Annotated in this window: 27 protein-coding genes; 12 read left to right on the top strand and 15 right to left on the bottom strand. The window is 70.4% G+C overall.

Going from position 1 to position 25,091, the window contains the following annotated elements:
• Positions 1 to 19: 19 nt before the first annotated feature.
• On the bottom strand, positions 20 to 1,087 hold the full coding sequence (locus tag FQ142_RS10985) for an NADH:flavin oxidoreductase/NADH oxidase (protein WP_149423287.1): 1,068 nt from the start codon (positions 1,085 to 1,087) through the stop codon (positions 20 to 22).
• Between the two features lie 55 nt (positions 1,088 to 1,142).
• On the opposite strand from FQ142_RS10985, the gene FQ142_RS10980 reads away from it, so the two are divergent.
• From FQ142_RS10980 to FQ142_RS10960, 5 genes are read left to right on the top strand one after another with little or no spacing between them, the layout of a single operon-like run.
• Positions 1,143 to 1,985, top strand: coding sequence for an NAD(P)H-hydrate dehydratase (locus FQ142_RS10980; RefSeq protein ID WP_149423286.1), 843 nt, complete (start codon positions 1,143 to 1,145; stop codon positions 1,983 to 1,985).
• Positions 1,982 to 3,220: a glycosyltransferase 87 family protein gene (locus FQ142_RS10975; RefSeq protein WP_262492128.1), complete on the top strand. Its 1,239-nt coding sequence runs from the start codon at positions 1,982 to 1,984 to the stop codon at positions 3,218 to 3,220. Before FQ142_RS10980 ends, FQ142_RS10975 begins: the two co-directional genes overlap by 4 nt.
• Positions 3,221 to 3,226: 6 nt before the next feature.
• Positions 3,227 to 3,559 (top strand): MTH1187 family thiamine-binding protein, encoded by a 333-nt coding sequence (locus FQ142_RS10970; protein ID WP_056416517.1) that lies wholly within the window; start codon positions 3,227 to 3,229, stop codon positions 3,557 to 3,559.
• 9 nt (positions 3,560 to 3,568) lie between these two features.
• The gene (locus FQ142_RS10965; RefSeq protein ID WP_149423285.1) at positions 3,569 to 4,789 is read left to right on the top strand and encodes an MFS transporter; all 1,221 of its coding nucleotides are present in this window, start codon (positions 3,569 to 3,571) and stop codon (positions 4,787 to 4,789) included.
• A 39-nt stretch (positions 4,790 to 4,828) separates the two neighbouring features.
• Positions 4,829 to 5,437 (top strand): NUDIX hydrolase, encoded by a 609-nt coding sequence (locus tag FQ142_RS10960; RefSeq protein WP_149423284.1) that lies wholly within the window; start codon positions 4,829 to 4,831, stop codon positions 5,435 to 5,437.
• On the opposite strand, the gene FQ142_RS10955 is transcribed toward FQ142_RS10960, so the two are convergent.
• From FQ142_RS10955 to FQ142_RS10940, 4 genes are all read right to left on the bottom strand, one after another.
• Positions 5,434 to 6,642, bottom strand: a complete 1,209-nt coding sequence (locus FQ142_RS10955) for a homoserine O-acetyltransferase MetX (protein ID WP_149423283.1) — start codon at positions 6,640 to 6,642, stop codon at positions 5,434 to 5,436. The genes FQ142_RS10960 and FQ142_RS10955 overlap by 4 nt on opposite strands.
• Before the next feature lie 120 nt (positions 6,643 to 6,762).
• A complete protein-coding gene (locus FQ142_RS10950; protein ID WP_056416528.1) occupies positions 6,763 to 7,782 on the bottom strand; it encodes an endonuclease/exonuclease/phosphatase family protein in 1,020 nt (339 codons plus the stop codon).
• A gap of 59 nt (positions 7,783 to 7,841) precedes the next feature.
• Positions 7,842 to 9,164, bottom strand: coding sequence for a bifunctional o-acetylhomoserine/o-acetylserine sulfhydrylase (locus FQ142_RS10945; protein WP_149423282.1), 1,323 nt, complete (start codon positions 9,162 to 9,164; stop codon positions 7,842 to 7,844).
• A 102-nt stretch (positions 9,165 to 9,266) separates the two neighbouring features.
• Entirely contained in the window at positions 9,267 to 9,866 is a 600-nt protein-coding gene (locus FQ142_RS10940; protein WP_149423281.1) for a TetR/AcrR family transcriptional regulator, read from the bottom strand.
• 33 nt (positions 9,867 to 9,899) lie between these two features.
• Here FQ142_RS10940 and FQ142_RS10935 point away from each other — a divergent pair, with 33 nt between their 5' ends.
• From FQ142_RS10935 to FQ142_RS10920, 4 genes are read left to right on the top strand one after another with little or no spacing between them, the layout of a single operon-like run.
• A complete protein-coding gene (locus tag FQ142_RS10935; RefSeq protein WP_149423280.1) occupies positions 9,900 to 10,820 on the top strand; it encodes a DMT family transporter in 921 nt (306 codons plus the stop codon).
• A 56-nt stretch (positions 10,821 to 10,876) separates the two neighbouring features.
• Positions 10,877 to 11,659: an SDR family oxidoreductase gene (locus FQ142_RS10930; RefSeq protein ID WP_188042369.1), complete on the top strand. Its 783-nt coding sequence runs from the start codon at positions 10,877 to 10,879 to the stop codon at positions 11,657 to 11,659.
• A gap of 3 nt (positions 11,660 to 11,662) precedes the next feature.
• On the top strand, positions 11,663 to 12,373 hold the full coding sequence (locus FQ142_RS10925; protein ID WP_149423279.1) for a uracil-DNA glycosylase: 711 nt from the start codon (positions 11,663 to 11,665) through the stop codon (positions 12,371 to 12,373).
• Positions 12,374 to 12,377: 4 nt separating this feature from the next.
• Positions 12,378 to 12,995 carry a GNAT family N-acetyltransferase gene (locus tag FQ142_RS10920; RefSeq protein WP_149423278.1) on the top strand — a complete coding sequence of 206 codons (618 nt, stop codon included), beginning with the start codon at positions 12,378 to 12,380 and terminating at the stop codon, positions 12,993 to 12,995.
• Positions 12,996 to 13,003: 8 nt separating this feature from the next.
• Here the strand turns inward: FQ142_RS10920 and FQ142_RS10915 are convergent, their stop codons facing one another.
• The 6 genes from FQ142_RS10915 to FQ142_RS10890 all read right to left on the bottom strand — a co-directional run bounded on the left by FQ142_RS10915 (position 13,004) and on the right by FQ142_RS10890 (position 18,951).
• On the bottom strand, positions 13,004 to 13,798 hold the full coding sequence (locus FQ142_RS10915; RefSeq protein ID WP_149423277.1) for an ABC transporter ATP-binding protein: 795 nt from the start codon (positions 13,796 to 13,798) through the stop codon (positions 13,004 to 13,006).
• Entirely contained in the window at positions 13,795 to 14,586 is a 792-nt protein-coding gene (locus FQ142_RS10910; RefSeq protein ID WP_149423276.1) for an ATP-binding cassette domain-containing protein, read from the bottom strand. The genes FQ142_RS10915 and FQ142_RS10910 overlap by 4 nt, the downstream gene beginning before the upstream one ends.
• Complete coding sequence (locus tag FQ142_RS10905) at positions 14,583 to 15,449, bottom strand: ABC transporter permease (protein WP_149423275.1); 867 nt, start codon at positions 15,447 to 15,449, stop codon at positions 14,583 to 14,585. The genes FQ142_RS10910 and FQ142_RS10905 overlap by 4 nt, the downstream gene beginning before the upstream one ends.
• A complete protein-coding gene (locus tag FQ142_RS10900; RefSeq protein WP_149423274.1) occupies positions 15,449 to 16,396 on the bottom strand; it encodes an ABC transporter permease in 948 nt (315 codons plus the stop codon). The genes FQ142_RS10905 and FQ142_RS10900 overlap by 1 nt, the downstream gene beginning before the upstream one ends.
• Before the next feature lie 13 nt (positions 16,397 to 16,409).
• Entirely contained in the window at positions 16,410 to 17,930 is a 1,521-nt protein-coding gene (locus tag FQ142_RS10895) for an ABC transporter substrate-binding protein (RefSeq protein ID WP_149423273.1), read from the bottom strand.
• A 94-nt stretch (positions 17,931 to 18,024) separates the two neighbouring features.
• A complete protein-coding gene (locus tag FQ142_RS10890) occupies positions 18,025 to 18,951 on the bottom strand; it encodes an alpha/beta fold hydrolase (protein WP_149423272.1) in 927 nt (308 codons plus the stop codon).
• Positions 18,952 to 19,123: 172 nt separating this feature from the next.
• Here FQ142_RS10890 and FQ142_RS10885 point away from each other — a divergent pair, with 172 nt between their 5' ends.
• Genes FQ142_RS10885 through FQ142_RS10875 form a run of 3 tightly spaced genes read left to right on the top strand, consistent with a single transcriptional unit; the run spans position 19,124 to position 20,877 of the window.
• Positions 19,124 to 19,654, top strand: coding sequence for a carboxymuconolactone decarboxylase family protein (locus tag FQ142_RS10885; protein ID WP_149423271.1), 531 nt, complete (start codon positions 19,124 to 19,126; stop codon positions 19,652 to 19,654).
• Complete coding sequence (locus FQ142_RS10880) at positions 19,651 to 20,373, top strand: tyrosine-protein phosphatase (protein WP_149423270.1); 723 nt, start codon at positions 19,651 to 19,653, stop codon at positions 20,371 to 20,373. Before FQ142_RS10885 ends, FQ142_RS10880 begins: the two co-directional genes overlap by 4 nt.
• 33 nt (positions 20,374 to 20,406) lie before the next feature.
• Positions 20,407 to 20,877, top strand: coding sequence for an SIP domain-containing protein (locus FQ142_RS10875; protein ID WP_056416579.1), 471 nt, complete (start codon positions 20,407 to 20,409; stop codon positions 20,875 to 20,877).
• Here the strand turns inward: FQ142_RS10875 and FQ142_RS10870 are convergent.
• The 4 genes from FQ142_RS10870 to FQ142_RS10855 form a co-directional block, all read right to left on the bottom strand.
• On the bottom strand, positions 20,835 to 21,314 hold the full coding sequence (locus tag FQ142_RS10870; RefSeq protein WP_056416583.1) for a hypothetical protein: 480 nt from the start codon (positions 21,312 to 21,314) through the stop codon (positions 20,835 to 20,837). The two genes, FQ142_RS10875 and FQ142_RS10870, sit on opposite strands and share 43 nt — an antisense overlap.
• Positions 21,311 to 22,114, bottom strand: a complete 804-nt coding sequence (locus FQ142_RS10865; protein WP_149423523.1) for an arginase family protein — start codon at positions 22,112 to 22,114, stop codon at positions 21,311 to 21,313. Before FQ142_RS10865 ends, FQ142_RS10870 begins: the two co-directional genes overlap by 4 nt.
• 61 nt (positions 22,115 to 22,175) lie before the next feature.
• Complete coding sequence (locus FQ142_RS10860; RefSeq protein WP_045255408.1) at positions 22,176 to 22,919, bottom strand: PspA/IM30 family protein; 744 nt, start codon at positions 22,917 to 22,919, stop codon at positions 22,176 to 22,178.
• A gap of 54 nt (positions 22,920 to 22,973) precedes the next feature.
• Positions 22,974 to 25,019 (bottom strand): TPM domain-containing protein, encoded by a 2,046-nt coding sequence (locus FQ142_RS10855; RefSeq protein WP_149423269.1) that lies wholly within the window; start codon positions 25,017 to 25,019, stop codon positions 22,974 to 22,976.
• Between the last annotated feature and the right edge of the window lie 72 nt (positions 25,020 to 25,091).

Raw genomic sequence — 25,091 nt, 5'->3', positions numbered from 1 at the left:
CGGCGGTGAATGCGGGGGCTCAGCGCCAGTGCGCGCGCTCGTACTGCGGCGGCCAGGCGATGTCGGCACCGAGCTCGTGGGCGGCGCGGAGCGCGAAGTGCGGGTCGCGCAACCACTCGCGGCCGGCGAAGATCGCGTCCGCCGCGCCCTCGGCGAGCACCTGCTCAGCCTGCTCGGCGGCGGTGATCAGTCCGACCGCGGAGACCGGGATGCGCCCGCCCTGACGGACGGTCTCGGCGAGCGGCACCTGGTATCCGGGGAAGACGCTGATCTGCTGGTGCGCGACCAGACCACCGCTCGAGACGTCGATCAGGTCGGCGCCGCGGTCGGTGGCCCACGCACCGACGGTCGCGGCCTCATCGGGGGTGAAGCCGCCGTCGGCATGATCGGTCGCGGAGATGCGCACGAACAGCGGCACGCCGTCGCCCGCGGCCTCGCGCACGGCCTCGACCACGCGGAGGAGGAGTCGCGCCCGGTTCTCGAGCGAGCCGCCGTAGTCGTCGTCGCGCAGGTTGGACAGCGGCGACAGGAACTGGTGCAGCAGGTAGCCGTGCGCGCCGTGGATCTCGAGCACGTCGAAGCCCGCCTCGATCGCCCGGCGCGCGGCGGAGGCGAACCCGGTCACGATCGCCTCGATCCCGTCGGCGTCGAGCGCGACGGGCTCTGCGAAGCCCTCGTAAGCGATCGCGGAGGGGGCGGTCGTGGTCCAGCCGCCCTCTGACTGCGGCACCGAGCCCTGGTGCTCGGCCCACGGCCACCAGGTCGAGGCCTTGCGACCTGCGTGGGCGAGCTGGATGCCGGCCTTCGCGCCGCGCGCATGGATCGCGGCGACGATCGGCGTCCAGGCGTCGCGCTGCTCGTCGTTCCAGAGCCCGACGTCCTGCGGCGAGATGCGTCCCTCCGGCACGACACCGGCCGCCTCGGCCACGATGAGCCCGGCGCCGCCCGAGGCGAACTGGGCGAGGTGCGTGTGGTGCCATTCCTGCACGACGCCGTCGATCGCGCTGTACATGCACATGGGGGACACCCAGAGACGGTTGCGGAAGGTGACGGATCGGATGCTGAGAGGGGAGAAGAGGATGCTCACCCCTCGACGCTAGCGCCGTCTCGAGGGGGAGGGGTCGTCGGACTAACGTGGACTCATGCCCGATGCGCGCGAGTGGTCCCGAGAAGACACGGCACGTCTGGTGCGGGTGCCGGGGCCGGAGGACGACAAGTACTCCCGCGGAGTCGTCGGTCTCCGCACGGGATCGCCGGCCTATCCCGGCGCGGCCGTGCTCGGGGTCGAGGCCGCCTGGCGCTCCGGTGCCGGCTTCGTGCGCTACATCGGGGAGGGACGCGCGGCAGATGCCGTGATCGCCCGCCGCCCCGAGACGGTGGTGAGCGCGCACGCGGCCGGAGCGCGGGTGGGCGCCTGGGTGATCGGATCGGGGACGGATGCCGCGAGTCGCAGCCCCGAGGCGGAGCAGGAGCTGCGTGCGCTGCTCGACGGATCGGTGCCCGTGGTCGTCGACGCCGGCGCTCTGGACCTCGCGCCCGGACGGCGCGCACCGCTGCTCCTGACCCCCCACGGCGGGGAATTCGCCCGTCTTGCGCGCCAGCTCGGCGCGGAACCGGGCGACGACCGTGCCGTCGGCGCCCGCCGGGTCGCGCAGGAACTCGGCGCGACCGTTCTGCTCAAGGGGGCGCGCACGCTCATCGCCGACCCCGACGGGACGTTGATCACCGTCGAGGCCGGCACGGGGTGGTTGGCGACGGCCGGTACCGGTGACGTGCTCGGTGGGGTGCTCGGCACGCTCCTCGCCGCGAACTCGGGCACGGATGCGTCCATCGCCGAGATCGCGGCGGCGGGAGCGTGGCTGCACGGTCACGCCGGTCGGCTCGCCGCCGGGGTCGGGGCGGACGGCGGGGAGCACGGGCATCCGATCGTCGCTCTGGATGTGGCGGAGGCGCTGCCGCGCGCGATCGTGGACGTCCTCGCGTGAGTCGTCGCTCGGCCATGGGCGTCGTCGCGTCCTGGTGCGCGTTCCTGCTCGTGCATGTGATCGTCGCGGTGTCGGGCTGGGTGCTCCCGAGCCAGCCGATGGGCGATGTGGTGCTCGTCTACGAGCCGTGGTCGGCCGCCGCGCTCTCGGGCGGACCGATCGTCGGCGTCACCGAGACCTGGGTGTACCCGCAGCTCGCTCTGGTGCCGATGCTCGTCGCCAAGATCCTCTCCGTCCCCCTGGTCGCCGCGATGGGGGTCTCCGGCGCCTATCTGATCGCCTGGGCCGTCATGGTCACGGTGCTCGACGCGATCGCGTTCGCCGTGCTGCTCGGTCGTTCGCCCTCGCGTCCGCGCCGCCTCGCCGCCTGGTTCTGGGTGGCCGCGGTGCTGCTGCTCGGCCCCATAGCGATGTATCGGATCGACGCCGTCACGGTGCCGCTCGCCGTGATCGGCGGACTCTGGCTCACTCGTCGCCCCGCCCTCGCGTCCGCGCTGCTGACGATCGGAGCCTGGATCAAGATCTGGCCTGGCGCGCTGCTGCTCGCCGCCCTGGTCGCGGCGCGCAGCAGGATGCGGATGCTGCTCACGGCGGCTGCGGTGACCGCCGGCGTGATCGTGCTCCTGCTCGCACTCGGCGCCGATTCCGAGATCCTCGGCTTCCTCACCGAGCAGACCGGCCGTGGCCTGCAGATCGAGGCGGTCGCCGCGACGCCCTTCCTCTGGCTCGCGGTCGCCGGCTCGGCGCGCATCGAGTACAGCTACGAGATCCTCACCTTCCAGATCGCGGCGCCGGGAGCGGATGCCGTCAGCGCGGCTCTGACGCCTGTGATGGCGGTGCTGGTCGTCGTCATCACGATCCTCGGCGCCGTCAAGGCGACGCGGGGAGCGTCCTTCGCCCGTCTCTTCCCTCCGCTCGCGCTGTCGCTCGGCGCCGCCCTGATCGTGCTGAACAAGGTCGGCTCGCCGCAGTTCCAGACGTGGCTGATCGCACCCGTCGTGCTCTGGCTGGTGCTCGACCGCACGCGCGCCGCCGTGCCTGCGGCGCTGGTGCTCGTGCTGTGCGCTCTCACCTGCCTCATCTACCCGCTGACCTACGACGCACTGCTGCGCGCCGAGATGCTTCCCGTGCTGACGCTGACGCTGCGCAATGCGCTGCTCGTCGTGATCCTGATCGTCGGCATCCGCGCCCTCGTGCGGGTCCCCGCCCACCTCCACACCACGAACCGGGAGTGAAGAACCATGCTGATCGCCTTCTCCGTCGCCCCGAGCGGCACGCCCTCCGATGGATCGGAGCGCTCCGACGCCTCCGTGCACGACGCGGTGGCCGCGGCCGTGCGCGTGGTGCGCGAGTCGGGTCTGCCGCATCGCACGACCAGCATGTTCACCGAGATCGAAGGCCCGGACTGGGACACGGTGATGGACGTCGTCAAGCGCGCCACGGAGGCCGTGATGCCGTTCGGCTCGAGGGTGTCGCTCGTGCTGAAGGCCGACATCCGGCCCGGGTACTCGGGAGAGCTCGACGCGAAGATCGAGCGGCTCGAGGCGGCCATCGACGAGTCCGACAGCCGGTAGCATTGACGGGTGAATCCCTCGACTGAATCGAGGGGTGCGGCGAAGTGGGCGCTCCTCTCCCTCGCCATCGGCAGCTTCGGCATCGGCATGACCGAGTTCGTCGTCATGGGTCTGCTGCCCAACATCGCCGACGAGCTGCTGCCCACACTGTGGGCGCGCAGCCCTGAGGACGCGCTGAGCCAGGCCGGCTGGCTGATCTCGCTGTACGCGCTGGGCGTCGTCGTCGGAGCGCCGACGATCGCGGGTTTCGTCGCGCGCTTCCCGCGGCATCGCGTCATGATCGGCCTCGCGCTCGCCTTGACCGTGTTCAACGCCCTGACGGTCTTCCTGCCCACGTTCGAGCTCGTCGGCGCCTCCCGCTTCCTCGCAGGGCTTCCGCACGGGGCGTACTTCGGCATCGGCGCGCTGGTGGCCGCCGACGTCATGGGGCCCGGCAATCGCGCGAAGGGCGTCGCGTTCATCCTCACCGGGCTCACGGTCGCGAACGTGGTCGGCGTGCCGCTGGGCACGTTCCTCGGTCAGCTGTGGGGGTGGCGGGTCGCGTTCGCGGTGGTCGCGCTGGTCTTCGCGCTCGCGACGGCCTGCATCGTCCTCTTCGTGCCGAAGCACCCCGGGTCTCCCGGGCGCACCATGCGCGAGGAGCTGGGCGTCTTCCGCATCCCGCAGGTCTGGTCCACGCTCGGTGTCGGAGCCATCGGCTTCGGTGGCTTCTTCGCGGTCTACAGCTACATCGCCCCGCTGGTGACGGAGGTCGCCGGGTCCCCCGAGTGGGTCGTGCCGATCGTGCTCGTGCTGATGGGCCTCGGGATGACCGCGGGGAACCTCGTCGGCGGTCATCTCGCCGACATCGACCTGCGGCGCACGCTGCTTTTCGGGCTCGTGGCGATGGCGGTGGTGTTCGCGCTGCTGGCGGTGCTCGCATTCTGGATCGTCACACTCGCGCTGCTCGTGCTCGTCGTGGGCTTCGTGTCGTCGGTGCTCAGCCCGACGATCCAGACGCGGCTGATGGATGTCGCGGGGGACAACCAGTCGATCGCCGCCGCCATGAACCACTCCGCGCTCAACATCGGCAACAGTCTCGGTGCGTTCCTCGGCGGTGCGGTGATCGCTGCGGGGTGGGGCTTCACCGCCCCGTCCTGGACCGGGGCGGCGCTCGCCATCGCCGGTCTGGTGATCGCGCTCCTGTCGTATCGCGTCGAAGCCAGGAAGCCGGTGCCCGCCGCCGCGTGAGCCCGCCGTCCGGTTCATGGCCGCGGGTAGAGTGAGCGCGTGAGCGAGCCCGACGATCTCCCCGTCGCCGGCACGGCCGTGCTGCTGCGTCCCGCGACCGGCGGCATCGAGGTGCTGCTGATGCGGCGACCTGATCGCGGATCGTTCGCCGGCGCGTGGGTCTTCCCCGGAGGCAAGGTGGAGACAGGCGATCGCCTGGACGGGGACGGCGAACAGGACGATGCGCGACACGCGGCGGTGCGCGAGACGCGGGAGGAGGTCGGCCTGGTCATCGCCGATCCGGTCGCCCTGTCGCTGTGGCAGCCGCCGGCGCAGGCTCCCGTGCGCATCCGCACCTGGTTCTTCCTGTCCAGGGCGCCCGAGGCTGCGCTCGACCTCTCGGCCGACGAGGTCGTGGACGCGGTGTGGACCAGCCCGGAAAGGGCGCTGTCACGGCACGCGGCGGGGGAGTGGACGCTCTTCCCGCCCACCTGGATGACGCTGCACGGTCTGTGCGGCATGCAGACCGTCGACGAGGCGCTCGAAGCCGCCGGCACCGCGCGGAACTTCACGACGCGGGTGATCGAGACGCCGGCGGGCACCGTGTTCGAGTGGGACGGGATGCGGCTGGAGACCAGATCGCTGCCCTGGAACCTCGTGGCCGGCTAGGTCGCGAGCAGTCGGCGCAGGTGGGCGCCGACGGCCTCCGTCTCGATGAGGAAGCCGTCGTGTCCGAAGTCGCTGGTCAGCACCACCGCCTCGTCTCCGTCGAGGGTGCGGGGGATGCTGCGTGCGATGCGATGCTGTCCGTCGACCGGGAAGAGCCGGTCGCTGTCGATCCCGAGCACGAGCGTGGTGGCGGTGACGCCTCGCAGCGCCTCCTCGACGCCCCCGCGGTCGCGTCCGACGTCATGGGAGTTCATCGCCTCGACGAGCGTGATGTAGCTGTTCGCGTCGAAGCGGCGCGTGAACTTGTTGCCGTGGAAGTCGAGGTACGACTCCACGGCGAAGCGCCCGCCGTGGCCGAGCGGCGACACACCCGACTGCCAGGAGCGCTGGAATCGCTGGTTGAGCTCGATCGGGCTGCGGTAGTTCAGCAGCGCCATGCGACGCGCCAGAGCGAGGCCGCGATGCGGGCCGTCGCCGTCGGCCAGGTCGTAGTACTCGCCTCCCTGGAACCGCGGATCCATCCGGATCGTCTCGAGCTGCACGGTGTTCAGCGCGATCTGGTCGGCGGTGGTCGCCGGCGGTGACGAGAGCACTCCGAGCCGCTCGACCCGCTCGGGGTGCGTGACCGCCCATTCCAGAGCGTGCATTCCGCCCATCGATCCGCCGATCACCGCCGCCCACGCGTCGATCCCCAGGGCGTCGGCGAGCCGCACCTGGGCGGCGACCTGATCGCGGATGGTCAGATACGGGAAGCGGGACGCCCACTCGTACCCCGACGGCGCGATGCTCGCGGGACCTGTCGACCCCTGGCATCCGCCGAGCATGTTCGGGGCGATAACGAACCAGCGATCCGTGTCGAGAGCGGCACCGGGTCCGGTGATGCTCTCCCACCAGCCGGCGGTCGGATGCCCCGCACCCGCGTCGCCGCGGATGTGGCTGTCGCCGGTGAGGGCGTGCAGCACGAGGATCGCATTGTCGCGGGCCGCGTTCAGCTCCCCCCAGCTCTCGTAGGCGAGTCGGATGGCAGGGAGCTCTGCTCCGCTCTCGGTCGGGAAGGAGCCGAACGATGCGAAGTGACGACCGCCGACGGGGTCGCCGTCGCGCCAGGCGCCGGTCGCCGGGGGGCGCGCGCGCAGCAGGCGCACGTCGGCCTCGCTCACGGGCGCCGAGGGCACCGTGTCTTCAGAGGTCGTCTGCCAGTCCATTCCTCCATTCTCGCCTGGCGGGCCGACGAAGGAACGAACGTTACGGTGCCGGGTGCGTCGCGGTGGTCGTGAGCGTCGCGATGCTCATGAGGGTCGTGGGGTGGTGGGGGTGGTGCGCGCTCAGCGGGTCGTCGTCGCCAGCGTGGTCACGGTCGCGAGGTGGTCGCTGGTCCCTGCCCGCATCGTGGTGGACGCGAGCACGTCCAGTCCCCGCACGAACACGTGGTCGATCCGGGTCAACGGCACAGTCGAGGGCCAGGTGAATCCGAGCGAGCCGTCGGTCGGTCTGACCCAGTCGAGCTGCGACCGGATGGCGCCGAGCGCCGGATCCGCGGATGCGGCGTTGAAGTCGCCCACCACGACGATCGCGTCACCCTGGTCGGCGGCCACGGCATCCGCGATGCCGGTGAGCATGGTGTCGCGCTCCTCCTGCACACCGGGACGCACGGAGGCGGCATGCATCACGTAGACCGCGACGTCGGCGTGGGGGGCGGCCACGACCACCCGCAGCGCGCGTTTCCAGTCGAGCCCGAGTGAGAGGGCCTCCGCCTCGAGGATGGGGAAGCGACTCCACACGGCGACGGTCCCGATCGCGTAGGTGTGCGGGTAGTCGGCGGCCAGCGTGTCGCGTGCGGCCGCCAGGCTGCCTTCGTCCAGTTCGGTCAGGGCGATGACGTCGGCGCCGGATGCGGCGATCTCCGCAGCGGAGGCCGCAGCTCCTCCGGAGTGCGCGCGCACGTTCTGGCTGACGATCTCGAAGGATGCGGTCGGGTCGGCGCCGACCGCGGCGAGACCGGGCGCGGCGAGACCGGGCGCGGAGGGGGCGATGGCGAGCATCCAGACGAGAGCGGGTGCGATCAGCACGAGGAGTACCCGCCGGGCCCGGACGAGGGCGCACACCGCGAGGGCGAGCAGGGCGAGGCCGCACCACGGCAGCAGAGCCGCGGCCACGGTGCCGATGACGCCGGGTATCCAGATGCCCACGGCGAGTGCCAGCATCACGAGTCCGGCGACGGCGATGACCCGTCCGGCGCGGACGGTCGAGCGACGGCCAGGCGGCGGGGGTGTGGTGACGGCGATGGGATGCTCCTCGGTGCGGGCTTCCCATTCTCGACGCCGCCGACTGTGCAGCCGCCGCACACGGGAGACGACGGATGCCCCGGACCGAGGCCCGGGGCATCCGTCGTGCGATCGTCGGATCAGGCGCGTGCGGCCTCCGACACGCGGCGCGCCGCGGCGAGGGCCTCGTCGAGGTCCGCCTTGAGGTCGTCGATGTTCTCGATGCCGACAGACAGACGCACGAGTCCGGGCGTGACGCCGGCCGTGAGCTGCTGCTCGGGGGTGAGCTGGGCGTGCGTGGTCGACGCCGGGTGGATCACCAGCGAGCGCACGTCGCCGATGTTGGCGAGGTGGCTGAAGAGCGACAGGCTGTTCACGAACTCGCGGCCGGCCTCGACGCCGCCCTTGAGCTCGAACGACAGGACCGCTCCGACACCCTTGGGGGCGTACTCGTTGGCCTTGGCGTACCAGGGCGAAGAGGGCAGACCCGAGTAGTTCACCGAGGCGACATCGTCGCGGCCGTCGAGCCACTCGGCGATCTCCTGGGCGTTCTGCACGTGACGCTCGATGCGCAGCGAGAGCGTCTCGATGCCCTGGATGAGGTTCCAGGCGCTCTGCGGGGCGATGGCCGAGCCCAGGTCGCGGAGAAGCTGCACGCGGGCCTTGATGATGTACGCGAGCGGGTCACCCACCGCAGCGGTGTAGCTGGCGCCGTGGTACGAGGGGTCGGGCTCGGTGAGACCGGGGAATCGTTCGACGTTCTTGGACCACTCGAACGTGCCGCCGTCGATGATGGCGCCGCCGATAGTCGTCCCGTGGCCGCCGAGGAACTTGGTCACGGAGTGCACCACGATGTCGGCGCCGTGCTCGAACGGGCGGATGAGGTACGGGGTGGCGATCGTGTTGTCGACGATCAGCGGCACGCCGCCCTCGTGCGCGACGTCGGCGACGGTGCGGATGTCGAGGATGTTGATCTGCGGGTTGCCGATGGTCTCCGCGAAGAACAGCTTGGTGTTCGGGCGGACGGCGCGGCGCCATTCCTCGGCGTCGTCCTGGTTCTCGACGAACGTGACCTCGATGCCGAGCTTCGCGAGCGTGTACTTGAAGAGGTTGTACGTGCCGCCGTAGATCGAGCTGGACGACACGATGTGGTCGCCCGCCTCGGCGATGTTGAGCACAGCGAACGTCGACGCCGCCTGGCCGCTGGCGAGGACGAGGGCGCCGGTGCCCCCCTCCAGTGCGGCGAGGCGCTGTTCGAGCACGTCCTGCGTGGGGTTCTGGATGCGGGTGTAGATGTTGCCGAACTCCGCGAGGGCGAACAGGTTCGCCGCGTGGTCCGCGCTGTCGAACACGTACGACGTGGTCTGGTAGATAGGCGTGGCCCTGGCCTTGGTCACGGGGTCGGGAGCAGCGCCGGAGTGGATCTGCTTGGTCTCGAAACGCCAGGTCTCGGGTGCGGACATGTGTTCCCCCTGGAACTGTTGGAAATCGGTTCGGCTGATGCCGTTGCTGCGAGCGTACGGAAAATCGTCAGTCGCCGACAGTCGTCGGGACATGCGACGTAATCAACTCGATCGATCCCGCGTGAGCAGCGCATCCGCCCAGGTGCGGGCAATCCGGAACGGCTCGGCGAAGGTGGCCATCCCCACCGTGACGATCGCCCCCTCGTAGAGCAGCATCATCGCCTGCGCCATCGCCCGGGGATCACGCACCCCGCCGGACGTGCACAGCTCCTCGAACAGATCGAGCAGCCAGACCTTCTGGCGCGACACCTCGGGGAACACGGGATGGCCGTCGGCGCCGTCGCCGAGCTCGGCACGGGCGTTGATCGCACTGCATCCCTTCGGGCTGTTCTCATCGGACCACGAGATCGCGGCATCGAAGATCGAGAGGATCCGCGCGGGGCCGGGCTCGGGAACTCGCTCGAGCTGCGCGGCGACATGCGCGCGCCATCGGGCATCGCGGTGCTGCAGGTACGAGACCACGAGGGCCTCCTTCGACCCGAACCGGTCGTAGAGGGTCTTCTTGGTGACGCCGGCCGCCTCCGCGATCGTGTCGACGCCGACGGCGTGGATGCCGCGCTCGTAGAAGAGCCGCGATGCCGCGTCGAGCACCCGGCGTCCGCCGGGGGTCAGGGGGGCGAGGTCCGGGACCGGCTGCGTCATGGCTCGAATATACCAGTCTGTATAGTCAATGTCATGAGTAGACAGATCGGTATACTTGGCCGGGTGGTCACCGTCACGGCATCCGCGGTCTTCGTGGTCACCTGGAGTTCGGGGTTCATCATCCCGGCGTTCGCCACCGTCGACGTCTCGCCGTTGACGCTCCTCGTCTGGCGTTTCGTCCCGCTGGCGTGCATGCTCCTCGTGCTCGTGCATCTGACGGGGGCGGCGAGGGGTATTCCCGCCCGTGATCTGCGCATGCAGTCCGCGATCGGCGTGTTCGCGCAGTTCGGGTACTGTCTCGCCGTCTACGCGGCGGTCGCCGCCGGGGTCGCCACCGGAACGGTCGCGTTGATCGACGCGATCCAGCCGCTCGTCGTGGCGGTGCTCGTGGGGCCGGTGCTGGGCCTGCGGGTCCGGGGAGCGCAGTGGCTCGGTCTGGGGATCGGCGCGGTCGGGGTCCTCCTGGTGGTGCGCTCGCAGCTCGGCGACACGGCAGCGCCGCCCTGGGCCTACGCGTTTCCGGCACTGGCGATGGTGGCCCTCATCATCGGCACACTGTTGCAGCGCAGAACACCCGTGCGCACCGGAGTGCTCGTCACCCTCACTGTGCACGTGTCGGTGACCGCGGTCCTGCTGCTCGTGCTCGCGACGATGACGGGATCGCTCGTCCCGCCGGCATCCTGGCCCTTCTGGACCGCCGTCGCCCTGACCGCCGTGTTCCCGACGCTCGCCGCGTACGGGCTCTACTGGTGGCTGCTGCGACGCATCGGGATCACCGGCCTGCAGGCGCTGCTCTTCCTGATCGCCCCGACGACCTCGCTCGCGGGGAGCATTCTGCTGGGCGAGCCGATGACGCCGGTCACCGTCGGCGGATTCGCGCTGTGCGCGGCCGGGGTCGCGCTCGTCCTGGTCGGGGACGCGCGCTCGAGAAGAGAGGATGCGCACGCGGAGTGACACGGCGTGCTGCTGCGCACCCGGGAATCCGGGCGGAACATCGTACGGTGGAGAGCATGGTGAACAGGCGTGCAGTGGTGACCGGTGCGAGCTCGGGTATCGGACGGGCGACGGTGCGCGCACTGCGCGCCCGCGGGTGGGGAGTGGTCGGCGTCGCGCGCCGTGAGGACCGGCTGGCGGCGCTCGCCGCCGAGACCGGGGCATCGGCGATCGCATGCGATCTGACGAACCCCGACGCCGTCGCGGCCCTAGTCGAAGAGCTCGGGGCCTCGGGGCCGGTGCATGCTCTCGTGCAGGTGGCGGGAGGGGCCAGAGGCACCGATCGCGTCGAGAACGCGTCGACAGACGACTGGCAGTGGATGTACGACGCGAACGTGCTCTCGAGTCAGCGTCTGGTGGCCGGGCTGCTGCCGCTGCTGCGTCGGGCCGCCGCGGCGGACGGTCACGCCGACACGCTGTTCGTCACCTCCACCGCGGCGCAGGTGGCGTACGCCGGAGGCGGCGGATACAACGCGGCGAAGGCCGCGCAGTCCATGCTCGTGCATGCCCTGCGACTCGAGCTCAACGGCGAACCGATCCGGGTCGCCGAGATCGCGCCCGGGATGGTGCACACCGAGGAGTTCACGCTCAATCGTCTCGGCGGGGATGCGGTCGCCGCCGAGTCCGTCTACGCGGATGTCGAGGCGCCGCTGCGTGCCGAGGACGTCGCGGACGTCATCGCCTACGCGCTCGACGCACCGGGGCACGTGAACCTCGATCTCATCACGATGCGCCCCGTGGCCCAGTCCGCGAACCACCTGCTCGCGCGCGGACCGCTGCGTGTGCGTCCCGTCGGCTGAGCGATGCCGAGCCGCACTCTCGCCGAACTGGCCGCCGACGGTCTGATCGATCCGGGGTGGGCCGACGCGCTCGCGCCCGCGCAGGAGACCATCACGGCCATCGGGCATCGGCTGCGCGAGGAGCAGGCCGCGGGTCGCGGCTATCTCCCGGCAGGCGACCACGTGCTGCGGGCGTTCCGACGACCCCTGGCAGACGTGCGGGTGCTCATCACCGGACAGGACCCCTATCCGACCCCCGGGCATCCGATCGGCCTGTCGTTCGCCGTCGATCGCGACGTGCGTCCGCTGCCGCGCAGCCTCGGCAACATCTATCGCGAACTCGAGAGCGATCTGGGCATCCCGCCCGCGCCGCACGGCGACCTCACGGCGTGGAGCGACCAGGGCGTGCTGCTGCTGAACAGGGTGCTCACCGTGAGACCGGGTGAGGCCGGATCCCATCGTCGGTGGGGATGGGAGCAGGTGACCGAGCTCGCGATCCGCGCTCTCGTCGCTCGAGACCACCCTCTCGTCGCGATTCTCTGGGGAAAGGACGCCGCTCAGCTGCAGCCGATCCTGGGCGACACCCCGGTCATCGCATCCGCTCACCCGTCGCCGCTCTCCGCGCGACGGGGGTTCTTCGGCTCACGTCCGTTCTCGCGGGCCAACGACCTGCTCGAGTCCCTCGGAGCGGCACCCGTGGACTGGCGCATCGACGGGGCGCCGCGCCTAAGCTGAACCCATGCAGTTCGAGCCCGGTGACCGTCGTCGCGTGCTGCCGCGCCATCTGCGTCCCCAGCCCGCTCCCGACGTCTTCTCGTTCTCGATCCGCCCCGCCAGGGCCGGCGACCTCCCGTATGTGCGCGAGATCTACAACCACTTCGTGAGCAACTCGGTGGTCACCCTCGATGAGCGGCGCAGCAGCATCCCGTACTGGCGCGAGAAGTTCGCCTTGCTGAGCAAGCTCGGACTGCCCTTCCTCGTGGCGGTGTCGCCGGCGGGCGTCGTGATCGGCTACGCGCTCGCCCAGCCGTGGGCGGGCAAGAACGCCTACCGCTACACCGTCGAGGACTCGATCTACCTGGGGCCGGGTGCCGGAGGCAAGGGTCTCGGCGTCGCCCTGCTGCAGGCCCTCATCGACGCCTGCGAGCATCTCGGCATCCGCGAGATGGTCGCCGTGATCAGCGACACGAAGGCCGAGGCGTCGATCAGACTCCATGCGAAGCTCGGCTTCGTCGAGGCGGGCCGGATGGGCCGCGTCGGTCACAAGTTCGGCCGCGACCTCGGCACGGTCTACATGCGTCGTGCGCTGCGGCCGAGCCGGCGTCGTCGCCTCTTCGGAGCGATCTCGGCGCGGTGAGCCCTCGATCATTCCCCGGGGGCGGGGATGACCGGGATCGCTGCGAGCAGAGTCCTCGTGTAGTCGTGTCGCGGGTGCAGCAGGACGTCGGTGGTGGCACCGCGCTCGACGATGCTCCCGTCCTTCATCACCACGACGGTGTCGCAGAGGTTCTGCACCACGCCGATGTCGTGTGAGACGAGGACGAGGGTCAGATCGGTGGTGCGTCGCAGCTCGATCAGGAGCTCGAGGATCTGCGCCCGCACGGTGACGTCGAGAGCCGAGAGCGGCTCGTCTCCGACGAGGATGCGGGGTCGGTGCACGATCGCCCTGGCCAGGGCGATGCGTTGCCGCTGTCCGCCGGAGAACTCGTGCGGGTAACGTTCGGCCATCTCGGGCTCGAGACCGACCTGCTCCAGCACCTCGCGGACGCGGGCGCGGTGGTCGCCGTCGATCGCGAGAGCCCACAGAGGTTCGCGGATGATCTGCGCGGCCGTCATCCGCGGGTCCAGGGAGGCGTAGGGATCCTGGAACACGAGCCCCGTCTGTCGGCGCAGCCAGTGCAGCGATCGGGCGGATGCCGCGGCGTCCACCGTCCTGCCGTCGACCCGCACCGTGCCCGCCGTCGGGCGGTCGAGCCCGAGGAGCAGACGCACCAGGGTGGACTTGCCCGATCCGGATTCTCCGATGATGCCGAGGGAGGACCCCTCGACGATGTCGAGATCCGTGGCGGCCAGAGCAGTCTGCGTGCGAGGCCGTGCGAGCGTCGAACGTCGCGGGACCGCATAGTCGCGCTGCAGTCCTCGCGCCTCGATCAGGCTCATCGGATGCCTCCGTCCGGCCGCCACAGCGTCGCGGTGGCATCGCGCAGCAGCCCCTTCGTCACGCTCGACGCGGGCGCGCTCAGCAGGGTGCTGACCGGTGCGGTCTCGACGACGCGGCCGTCTTCGAGCACGACTCCGTGCGTGGCGACCTGTGCGAGCACCGCGAGGTCGTGGGTGATGAACACCAGGGACATGCCCTGCTCCTCGGCGAGACCCAGCAGCAGGGCGAGGATCTCCGCCTGGATGGTGACGTCGAGAGCCGTGGTCGGCTCGTCGGCGATGAGCAGGCGCGGGCGGCAGGCGAGCGCCATCGCGATCGCCACACGCTGTCGCTGACCGCCCGAGAGCTGATGCGGGTAGCGGTCGACGATCGCCTCGGGATCGGGAAGGCGCACCCGCGCCGCCTCCTGGATCGCGCGATCACGTGCGTCGCGGCGGCCGATGCCCTCGTGGATGCGTATCGACTCGGCGATCTGCCTGCCCACGGTGCGGATCGGGTTCAGCGCCGTGCGGGGCTCCTGGAACACGATGCCGATCTCGTCGCCGCGCAGCCGCGCCAGCTCCCTGTCGGGCATGCCGATCAGCTCGGTGCCGTTCCAGCGGATGCTGCCGCTCGCCGACGCGCCGTCGGGCAGCAGGCCGAGCACGGCGAGCGCGGTGAGCGACTTGCCCGACCCTGACTCTCCGATGAGACCGAGTCGGGTGCTGTCCGGCACCTCGAACGAGACGCCGTCGACGACGGGGCGACCGTCGATGCGGACGACCAGGTCCTCCACGATGAGACTCATGCGACCACCGCCGGGGTGTGGATCTCCGCCGCGCGGTGACGCAGCGTCGGGTCGGTGGCCTCGCGCAGGGCGTCTCCGAGCAGGTTGAGAGCGAGCACGGTGATCGTGATCGCGAGGCCCGGCCAGATGACCGAGAGCGGGTGCACGCCGATGTAGCGCTGCAGATCGGACAGGAGCAGACCCCAGCTCGGGTCGGTGACCGCGGCGCCGAACCCCAGGTACGACAACCCGGCCTCGGCGAGCACCGCGACCGCCATCGACCACGAGAGCTGCACGATGAACACCGGGGCGACGTTCGGCAGCAGATGCCGGATCAGGCTCTGCCCGGCGGTGAGACCGGAGGCCCGCGCGGCGAGCACGAAGTCGCTCTGCTGCACACGGCGGAGTTCGGGCCGGGTGACACGGGCGATGTTCACGCCGAAACCGATGCCGACCGCCCAGATCACCACCCACAGCGACCCGCCCCACACCGAGGAGATCATCATCGCGATCAGCAGGACGGGGAAGGCGATGAGGATGTCGACGAGCACCGCGACCGTCTCGCGGAGCCACCGGGCGGTCAGTGCGCCGAGCGCGGCGAGCGCGATGCCGACGAGGGTCGCGACGATCCCGGCGCCGACGCTCACGAAGACCGTCGTGCGGGCTCCCGCCATGAGCAGGCTCAGGATGTCACGGCCGGTGTCGTCGGTGCCGAGCAGATGCGGCCAGCTCGGCACCGCCCAGCGCGCGCCGATGTCGGACGTCTGCGGGTCGAACGGCGTCCACAGCAGTGAGACCAGCGCCGTGAGGGCGACGAGCGCGATGACGATCAGACCGAACCGCCCTGTGGCGGTGCGCAGCAGTCGTGGGAGCCAGCCGGGCATCAGGCCTCCCTCTGTCGCGGGTCGATCGCCCGGTGGACCAGATCGACGACGAATCCGACGACGAGCACGAAGCCGGTGAGGACGAGGAGCTCGCTCTGGACCTTGACGAGGTCGCGGGTGCCGACGTCGGCCACGAGCATCCGTCCGATCCCCGGCAGGGTGAACAGCTGCTCGATCACCACCGAGCCGACGATGATCCCGGCGATCTGCAGGCCGAGGACGGTGATGATCGACAGGCCGACCGCGGGGATGCCGTGCGAGATCAGGGCGCGGGTGCGCGTGAGGCCCTTGGCGGCGGCGGTGCGGACGAAGTCCTGGCCGGCGGCCTGCAGAGTGGCGCTGCGGACGAAGCGCATCAGCATGGCCCCTTCGACGATGCCGATGGTGAGGGCCGGGAGCAGCAGTGACTCGATCGCCTTCCCCGGTGTGCTCCATCCGGTGCGCGGGAACCCCTGCGGGGGGAGCCAGCCCAGCCACACCGAGAAGACCACGATCAGCATCATCCCGGCCCACACGACCGGCACGGCGGCGAGGGCCTGAGCACCGACGCTGAGCGCGGTGCCACCCCGCGCGTTCCGACGCAGTGCCGCGAGGATGCCGAACGGCACGGCGATGAGCACGGCGATGAGGAGGGCCATGATGCCGAGCGGCACCGTGACCTGCGATTTCAGCAGCAGCTCCTCGCCGACCGATGCGCCGGAGAGCAGAGAGGTGCCCAGATCTCCGCGGAACAGTCCACCGATCCACTCGGCGTACTGCACGGGGAGCGGACGGTCGAGGCCGAGCGATTCGCGCAGGGCCTGGACCTCCGCGGGCGATGCCTGGGTCCCGGCGATGAGCTGTGCGACGTCTCCGGGCAGCACGCGCAGCGTCAGGAAGATCACGGCGCTCGACACGAGGAGCCCTGCGATGAGCAGGGCTCCTCGGACGAGCGCGTAGCGGATCACGGGGTGCGCGTCATCACTGGGGGGCGGCCACGGTCACGCCGGACAGGTTGATGCGGGAGTTGATCGAGTCCTCCGGGAAGCCGGTGACGAGCGGGCTCACCGCCGTGATGGTCGCGCCGTTGTAGAGCCAGTCCGCCGCGTGGTCCTCGGAGACGATGCGGGCCGCCTTCGCAAGCAGCTCTGCGGACGCGTCGGGATCGACCTCGGCGAGCGCCTGGGCGTACAGGCTCTGCACCTCGGCGTTGTCGTAGCCGAAGTAGTAGTCGGGGTTCGCGAAGTTGCCGAAGTCGCGCGGCTCGACGTGCAGCACGAAGCTGAGGTCGAAGTCGCGGTTGGTGTACACGTCCTCGAGCCACGTCGGGAACTCCACGGAGTCGACGTCGAGGGTCACACCGACCTTCTGGAAGTCGGAGATCAGCACCTTCGGCACGGTGGTGCCGTAGAAGCTCGGGATCGTGAGGGTGAGCTCCAGATCCTCCTGGCCGGCCTCTGCCAGCAGCTCCTTGGCCTTCTCCGGGTCGTAGGACACGACGTCGGAGAGGTCTTCGTAGCCCGGGTCGAGCTCGGGGATCGGACCGTAGAGCGTGGATCCCGCGCCGACGGCCGCGACGAGGGCGTCATGGTCGATCGCGAGGCGGAGCGCCTCGCGAACCCTGACGTCATCGAGCGGCGCCTTCGCATTGTTGAACGCCAGCGTCGCCTTGTCGGTGGTGCGGCCGGTGGTCAGCGTGAAGTCGCCGGAGTCCTCCAGCTGCGGGGCCAGGTTCGGGTCCACGGCGGTGAGCACCTGCACGCCGCCGTCGAGAGCGGTGTTCACTCCGGCCGTGAAGTCGGGGATGTACTGGAACTCGACCTCGGCGACACCGGCCGGCTCACCCCAGTAGGCCTCGTTGCGGGCGAAGGTGATCGCGCTGCCCTTGTTCCAGCGCGTCAGCGTGAAAGGTCCGGTGCCGTTCTCGGCGGTCTTGAGATCCGTGGTGTCACCGGTCTGGAAGACGAGCCCGGCGGGCCCGGTGAGCGAGAAGAGGAAGTTCTGGTTCGGCGCGCTGAGTACGATCTGCACCGTGGTCGGGTCGGGCGCGGTGATCGAGGCGATCGACGCGAACTCGGCGTTGCCCTGCAGCGTGGCGTCGGTGCGGACGGCTTCGTACGAGGCCACCACGTCGGCCGAGGTCAGTGCGGTGCCGCTGTGGAAGGCGATGCCGTCATTGAGCGTGAATGTGTAGGTGAGGCCGTCGGTGGAGACCTCGTAGTCCGACGCGAGGCGCGGTTCGATCTCGTTGTCCTGCGACCGGGTGACGAGGCCCTCGTAGATGTTGTCGATCAGGATCTGCTCGAGTGCCGCACCGCTGGTGTGACGGATGTCGAGGTTCGTCGGCTCGAGCACGAGACCCACCTGCAGGGTCGCGTCAGGATCCGGTTCGCCGACCGGAGCGGAGGGCTCGGGGTCGGCTGCGCCTGCGCAGGCGGTGAGGACGATGGCGCTCGCCGCGATCGCGGAGATCAGCGCGAGTCGTCGCGTACGTCGGAACATGGGGTGTTTCCTCTCGGTGCGGCATGTGCTGTGTGCCGGTGGGTCGAGCCTAGGGATGTGTCGGGTGGGTGCGGGCCGGATGTGGAACGGGAGGTCACAAATCGGCGGAGGGAAGGGTCGAGGTGATCAGCGCCGCGAGCTCCGACGGTGCGCTCTCCTGCGCGTTGTGGGTCGCCGTCACGGTGACGACGCGCGCGTGCGGCAGCCGTCGCGCGAAGTCGTCCGCATCGGAGGCGCTCACGAACCCGTCCGTGGCCCGCACGAGCGTGATCGGTGCGGTGGTCCGTGCGAGGTCCTCCCACCCCGCATCGCTGAGCAGGGAGGGAGCGGACTCGTCTCCCGGGGCGTGGGCGTCGAGCGCCTGCGCGGCCAGATGGGCGAAATGATGCTTCCATTCGACCCGGCCGTCATCCCGCACGCGGGTGTTGAGCAGGACGCCGCGTTCCGTGTCGGGGCGGGAGCCGCCGAATCCGAACGCGATGGCCCGGTCGACGAGTTCGTCCCGGCTGGCGAAGTCGGTGGGGCCGGCGTAGAACTCGCGCAGGGCGGCAGGGCCCGCCGAGGTGTCGATGCCGGGTGTGATGTCGACGACGATCAGCGCGGAGATGAGGTCGGGGCGTGCGGACGCGAGAGCGGCACCGGTGAGTCCGCCGAGCGACTGCCCGACGACCAGCTGCGGGCGGTCGGTCCACGCATCGAGCGCTGCGGCGACGTCGACGGCGAGGGTGCGCGGCGTGTAGTCGAGGTCATCCCGCCACGACGAGTCGCCGTGGCCCGCGAGGTCGAGCACCAGCACCGGTCGCTGCAGCGAGAGCACCGTCGTGTCCCAGGTGTGCGCGTTGAGGCCGGCCCCGTGCAGCAGCGTGACCTCGGGAGCGCCCGCTCCGTATCGCAGAGCGCTGACCTGTCGACCGCCGGCGAGCGGCAGGGTCAGTCGCTCGACCGGGGGAGCGGCGACGCCGAGAGCCTGGGCCTGTGCGGGAAGATAGCTGAACTCGCTGATGTCGATCGCCACCTGCATATTCTGCTCCGTCCTGCGGGGTCGCGAGAAATGCGGGAGCAATATGTCAAGCCGTGACCGGTTGTTACCTCTCATTACATGATCGTTTAGCTCGTGCTGATTGGCGATATGTCCGGGCGGGTAGGCCACGAGACGCGGCGCGACGTCGCGCCGCGGGAATATCATTGGACTCATGAGCGAGAAGCGAGTGCACCTCTCCAAGACCGAGCCCGCCGCCTACCAGGCGCTCGATGCGTTCGCCCGCACCGTCGGTGAGATCTGCGCGGCGAACGGCATCGACGATCGTCTCAAAGAGATCGTGATGATCCACAGCTCCCAGCTGAACGGGTGCAGCTTCTGCACACGTCTGCATGTCGACAGGGCTCTCAAGGCCGGCCTCGACACCGACACCCTCATGCAGATAGCCACCTGGCGCGAGAGCGATGTCTTCAGCGACCGCGAGGAGGCCGCGCTCGAACTCGCCGAGGCGTTCACCTTCATCGCGGAGGACGGCATCTCCGACGAGGTCTACGACCGGGTGGGCGGCGTCTTCACCGAGAAGGAGTACGCCGCGCTCAGCTGGGCGTGCGTCTCGATCAACGCCTTCAACCGCGTCGTGATCGCGGGGCGGTACCCGGTGCCGCCCCGACAGGCACAGCCGCAGGCAGAGGCCCAGCCGCAGGCACCGGCCGAGGCGCCAACCCAGCCGCAGGCACAGGCATGACGGTCCTCGACGTCGACGGCGTCACCAACGTCCGGGACGTCGGGGGGATGCCCGCTGCCGGTGGCCGGATCCGCGCGGGCGTCCTGCTGCGCTCGGGACAGCTCTCGGGCGCGACCACGGCCGGAGCGAACGAGGTGCGACGCCGCGTCGCGCACATCGTCGACCTGCGCGACGGCGAGGAGGTCGCGGCCGAGCCGACCGAGATCGACGGACCCGACACCACGCACCTGCCGCTGTTCCTCGGCTCCGTGCGTTCGTTCTTCGAGACCGACACGAGTCTGGACGACCTCTATCTGCATCTCCTCGAGGAGAGCGGCTCGAGACTGGTGGACGCGATCCGCATCATCGCGGCGGGCGAGCCCACACTGGTGCACTGCACGGTGGGCAAGGATCGCACGGGCGTGACGGTGGCTCTCGCTCTGGCCGCAGTGGGTGCCGACCGCGACGCGATCATCGCGGACTACGCGCTCACGGAGTCGCAGCTCCCCGAGGAGCGGTCGCGGCGCATCGTGGCCTATCTGCGGTCGCAGCATCCCGAGGCGGTGCACGCCGCGGCTCTGGCCACGCAGTCGCCCGCGCCGGTCATGCGCGCACTGCTGCAGAAGGTCGACGAGCGGTGGGGCTCCGCGGCCGAGTACCTGCGCGCCAACGGCATGACGGAGGCCGAACTCGAGCGCCTGCGCGCGGCCCTCGTGGAATCGGATGCCGAGCAAGGTTAGGCAACCCTTCACCTGGTGTACGATTGATGCATCATGGAGACCTTCCTCGAGACCCGCAGCACGCGCGCCGCACGCCGTGAAGCGCGGCGCCGTGCGCATCACCTCGTGACGGCCGACGAGCATTCGCTCGGCGAGCTCGAGGTGTTCCTGGCGACGCTGCCGCTGTGCGCGTCCGGACGGATCTTCATCGAGGTGGCCGACGCCTCCGACATCGGAGTGATCGATGCACCGGGACGCATGACGGTCACGTGGCTCGCTCGGGCTCAGCGCTCCGGCACGCCCGGCACAGGTCGGGCCTGCGCGCCGGGGCAGGCGCTCGCGCGCGCGACCTGCGCGTGGGCCGACGAGATGCTCTGCGACGACGAGTTCGAGACGCGCGTCACGCTGCTGGGCGGCTACCTGGGCTCAGCGGACATCGTCGAGCACCTGACCGGAGCGCTCGAGATCCAGCCCGGTCAGATCTACGCGCCGGAGCGGTTCGGGCTTCTTCCCGTCGACCGCTGAGCAGCGCTGCGACGCACGTAGTTGCCGTCTTCGAGCCCCGCCTCGATCTCGAACCGATTGCGCAGCGGATCCCGCCCCGCGAACAGGTAGAGCACCGGCAGCAGCATGCCGTAGCGCAGCCACTGCGCCTTGTGCACGGCCTCGTGGCGCAGTACCGCGTCGCTCGGACGCGTGTCTCCGGTGAGGAAGCAGCCGCCGACGCAGACGCCTCCGCGGTTGAAGGTCCATTGCGGCATGCCTCGGAACACCCAGAGTCCTGCACGGCGCTCCACGGGGCCGGTGCTCCAGAGTGATCCCCAGACCCAGCCGACGGCGGTGCCCCACCAGTAGCCGATCCGGCTGAGGGGGGAGCGCAGGAGGAACGAGGGGATCCGTCGATCGAGGCGTCGTCCTCGAGCGAGAGCGTGCTCTGCGGCGGGGCGCCAGTCCTCGGTCATGCGACAGCACCCACCAGGCGCAACAGGGCACCGAGATCCTCGACGGCGTCGGCGGGAGAGCGTGGAGCGAATCCCGCGATCGTCGCGCCGGCGAGCGGCACGCGGGTCCTCAGCGCGCGGATGGCCGCGCTCAGCGCGGCCGGTGCCAGACCGAACGGCGCGGGGGAGGACACTCCGGCGATCTCGGCCGGGTCGAGCACGTCGACGTCGATGTGCACCCACACCCGCTGCGCACCGGTGGCGGCGACGGCATCCGCGAGGGCGTCGACGTCGTCGAGGTCCGCGACGGAGAGCTGACGCAGGCCGTCGAGGGGCGCGATCTCCGCGTCGTCGAGGTTGCGCATGCCCACCGTGACGACGCGGTCGCGCCGGACCGCGGGGTCGAGGACGAGCTGGGCCTCGCCCTCGCCGAGCACGGCCCGCAGCGCCATGCCGGAGAAGGCCCCCGAGGGCGAGGACTCCGGGGTGTGCAGGTCGGCGTGCGCGTCGCACCAGACGACGGCGAGGTCGTCGGTGCCGCCGGGGAGGGCGGCGAGAGCAGCGACGGTCACGCTGCAATCGCCGCCGATCACCACCGTCTCTGCGGTCATCGCGTCGCTGACCAGCTCGCGCGCCCGCAGCAGGGCGCTGAGTCGGCGCACGCCGGTGCCGAGTGACTCGCCGGCCTCGACGGGGACATCGAGCACCGTGGTCGTCGCGCGGGGAAGATCGCCTGCTATCGCCGACGCGCCGTCGACGAGCAGCATCGCGCGCGGGGCAGGGGAACCCTGCCACTGCGGGACGACGAGGAATCGCACCATGAATGCCTCCGTGGAAAGAGCGGATGCCCCGGACACGGAGGTCCAGGGCATCCGAGGGGTGTCAGGAGCCTTCGATCGCCTGACGAGGTGCGCTTCCGCCGGCCTTCAGCTCGGCGAGACGGGCCTCGACCTCGGTGAGCTCGCCGATGTCGTCGAGGCTCTCGAACTGAGCGTCGAGGCTCGACGCGGCGAGCTCGATCTTGCCCTGCGCGAGCGCCTCCTGGCGGCGGACCTTGTCTTCGAAGCGGCCGAGCTCGCTGGTCGGGTCGAGCACGCTGATCGAGCCGACCGCATCCTGCACCTTGGTCTGCGCCTCGGCGACCTTGGCGCGGGCGAGCAGCTCGCTGCGCTTGTTCTTCAGCTCGCCGAGCTTGTCCTTCATGCCGTTGAGGCCGGACTTGAGCTTGTCGACGATCTCGGTCTGCGTGGCGATGGTCGGCTCGGCGCTGGTGGCCTCGCGCTCGGCGCTGATCTGACGCTGGAGCGCGATCTTGGCGAGGTTGTCGAACTTGTCGGCATCCGCCGCGTCGCCCTTGGTGCGCATCTCGTCGGCCTTGCGGCTCGCGGCCAGAGCCTTGTTGCCCCACTCGGTCGCTGCCTGCACGTCTTCCTCGTGGTCGCGCTCGAGGAGGCGCAGGTTGCCGATCGTCTCGGCGATCGCCGACTCGGCGTCAGCGATGCTGTTGGTGTAGTCGCGGACGAGCTGGTCGATCATCTTCTGCGGGTCTTCCGCAGAGTCCAGGAGCGAGTTGATGTTCGCGCGGACGAGGGTGGAGATACGTCCGAAGATGGACTGCTTGGTCATGCGTGTTTCCTTTCAGAGGGTCGTGCTCGATGTCCGAAGTGGTTGTGGGGATGATCAGAAGCGTCGTCCTCCCGAGCGGCCGCTGCGGCCGGAGGATCGGCTTCCGCCGCCCCCGAATCCGGAGCTGCGGAAGCCGCCGCCTCCGCCGCCGGAGCGCCAGCTGCTGCGGCGCGAGGAACCGCCGCTGCTCCCGCCGCCCGAGATCAGGCCGCCGATGATGCCGCCGAGGATGTCGCCGCCGAGTCCGCTGCCGCCCGAGTTGCCGCCGCCTCCGAAGAGGCCGCCGCCCCCGCTCCACCCGCTGTCGTAGCGCTCCGAGGAGTAGGCCTGCAGATCGGACTGCGCGGAGGCCGCGGCCTGACGAGCGAGATCGAGAGCGTGTGTCGCCTCGGTGAGGGCGGCCTCGGTGTTCGTGGCGCGCAGATCGAGGGCTCGCGTCAGCCCGAGCTCGGCCTGCGACAGTCGCGTGCGCGCGGTCGATCCGACGGTGCCACGGCGGGTCTCGATGAACTCGCGCGTCGAGCGGATCTCGGAGCCGGCCTGCGCGAGCGTCTGCTCGAGCATCTGCACCGCCCGCTGTGCGCGGGCGACGCTCTCGCGCCCCTGGGCGATCGCGGCATCGATCTGCGTGTTCGCGGCCGTCAACGCGGCGAGCACCGCCTGAGGGCTCCGCGCCGAGCCGGTGAGGTGGTCCTGCGCACGCTGCAGCTCGGCCTGCGTCGCGGACGCCGCAGCGGCGATCGCGCCGGACGGGTCGGGAAGCTGCTGCGCGGTGGCGATGTCGCCCTGCAGCTCGGTGACCAGAGCCTGCGCCGTCGCCTCGATCTCGCCCAGCTCGGTGCCGAGCGTGGTGACCGCCTGTGCCAGCTGCCCGGCCTGCGCGGTCGACTGCTCGGCGGTGCGGATCGCGAACGCCGCGGTACCCGTCTGGCCCGCGGAGATGGCTTCGGCGGCGGCGGCGATCGAACGATCTGCGAGCTCGATGCGCTCCTGCGCCTGCGCGGGGTTGTCGGCGACGGTCGCGATCGAGGCCGCGTCGTAGGTCGCCGTCAGCGTCGCGAGCGCGGGTGCGGCGCTCGCGAGGAGCGACTGCACGGACGCTCTCTGGGCACGGACGCGTTCGAGTTCCTGCGGCGCGTTCTGCTCGAGCTTGCGCAGCGCATCGAAGGCCTCGGTGTTCGCATCGAGCATGTCGTCGATCTCGTCGCAGATCCTGATGATGCGGATGTGCCACGCGCGTCGGTCCTGGACGGTGTCCTCGATCTCGTCGTCGAGCTTCTGCTTCAGGTCGAACGCCTCGGACATCTTGGCTCTGGCGGTCTCGATCGCTCCGCTGAACGTCGCGGTCGCGGCCTCGCCGAACTGCGCCACCGCGAAGCCGAGCTCCTCACGGCTCGAGGTGATCGCGTCGTCGGCCTGCACCAGCGCCGCTCCGGCCTGGGTCTGCACCTGCTCGTCGGTGAGGGTGGAGAACGGATCGTTCGGGTCTGGCCGCTCGGGCATGGCGCCCCGCCGGCGCACGGCGGCCGCGCGACGTGAGCGCCGCACGAGCGCGACGACCAGCCAGATGACTAGGGCCAGTGCGATGACGCCGACCACGATCAGCGTCGTGCGCAGCGCGCCGGCGCCCCCGTCGCCCTGGATCTCGTCGGCGGCCAGGGTGATCGCTCCCTCCCAGTCGTTCTGGGAGGCGAGCGGGAGGATCTTGTCCTCCACACCGTCGAGCGTGCTGTCACTGAGCGGGCCGTCCGGCGCGGCTGAGATGTAGTAGCTCCGGCCCTCGACGGCGATCGCGAGCAGATACTGCTCCGAGCCGAGGTTGTTGCTCTGTGCCACCGCATCCGCCCACTGGGCGTCGTCCGAGGGGGAGGTGAAGTCGTCGACGAAGACGACGAAGAGATCTGCCGAGGAGTTCTCGCTGAGAGTCTGCAGCCGGGCCTCGACCGACGCCTCCTCGCTCGGGGTGAGCACCCCCGCCTCGTCCGTGACGTAGCCGGAGTCCAAGGTGAGCGGATCGGTCGCCGATGCGGCGGATGCGGAGAGCGCTCCGGCCGCCGCAGCCACGGTCAGTGCGGCCAGCGTCAGCCACCGTGTCTTCATCGTGTTCCCTCCGACCGGCAGCCGAGCCCCATGCGAAAGAGTCTATGCACAGAGGTCGACACGCGACACCTT

Origin of the sequence: Microbacterium sp. ANT_H45B (assembly GCF_008369345.1) — a bacterium.
Lineage (GTDB): Bacteria > Actinomycetota > Actinomycetes > Actinomycetales > Microbacteriaceae > Microbacterium.
This window is presented reverse-complemented; position numbering and strand designations above follow the sequence as displayed.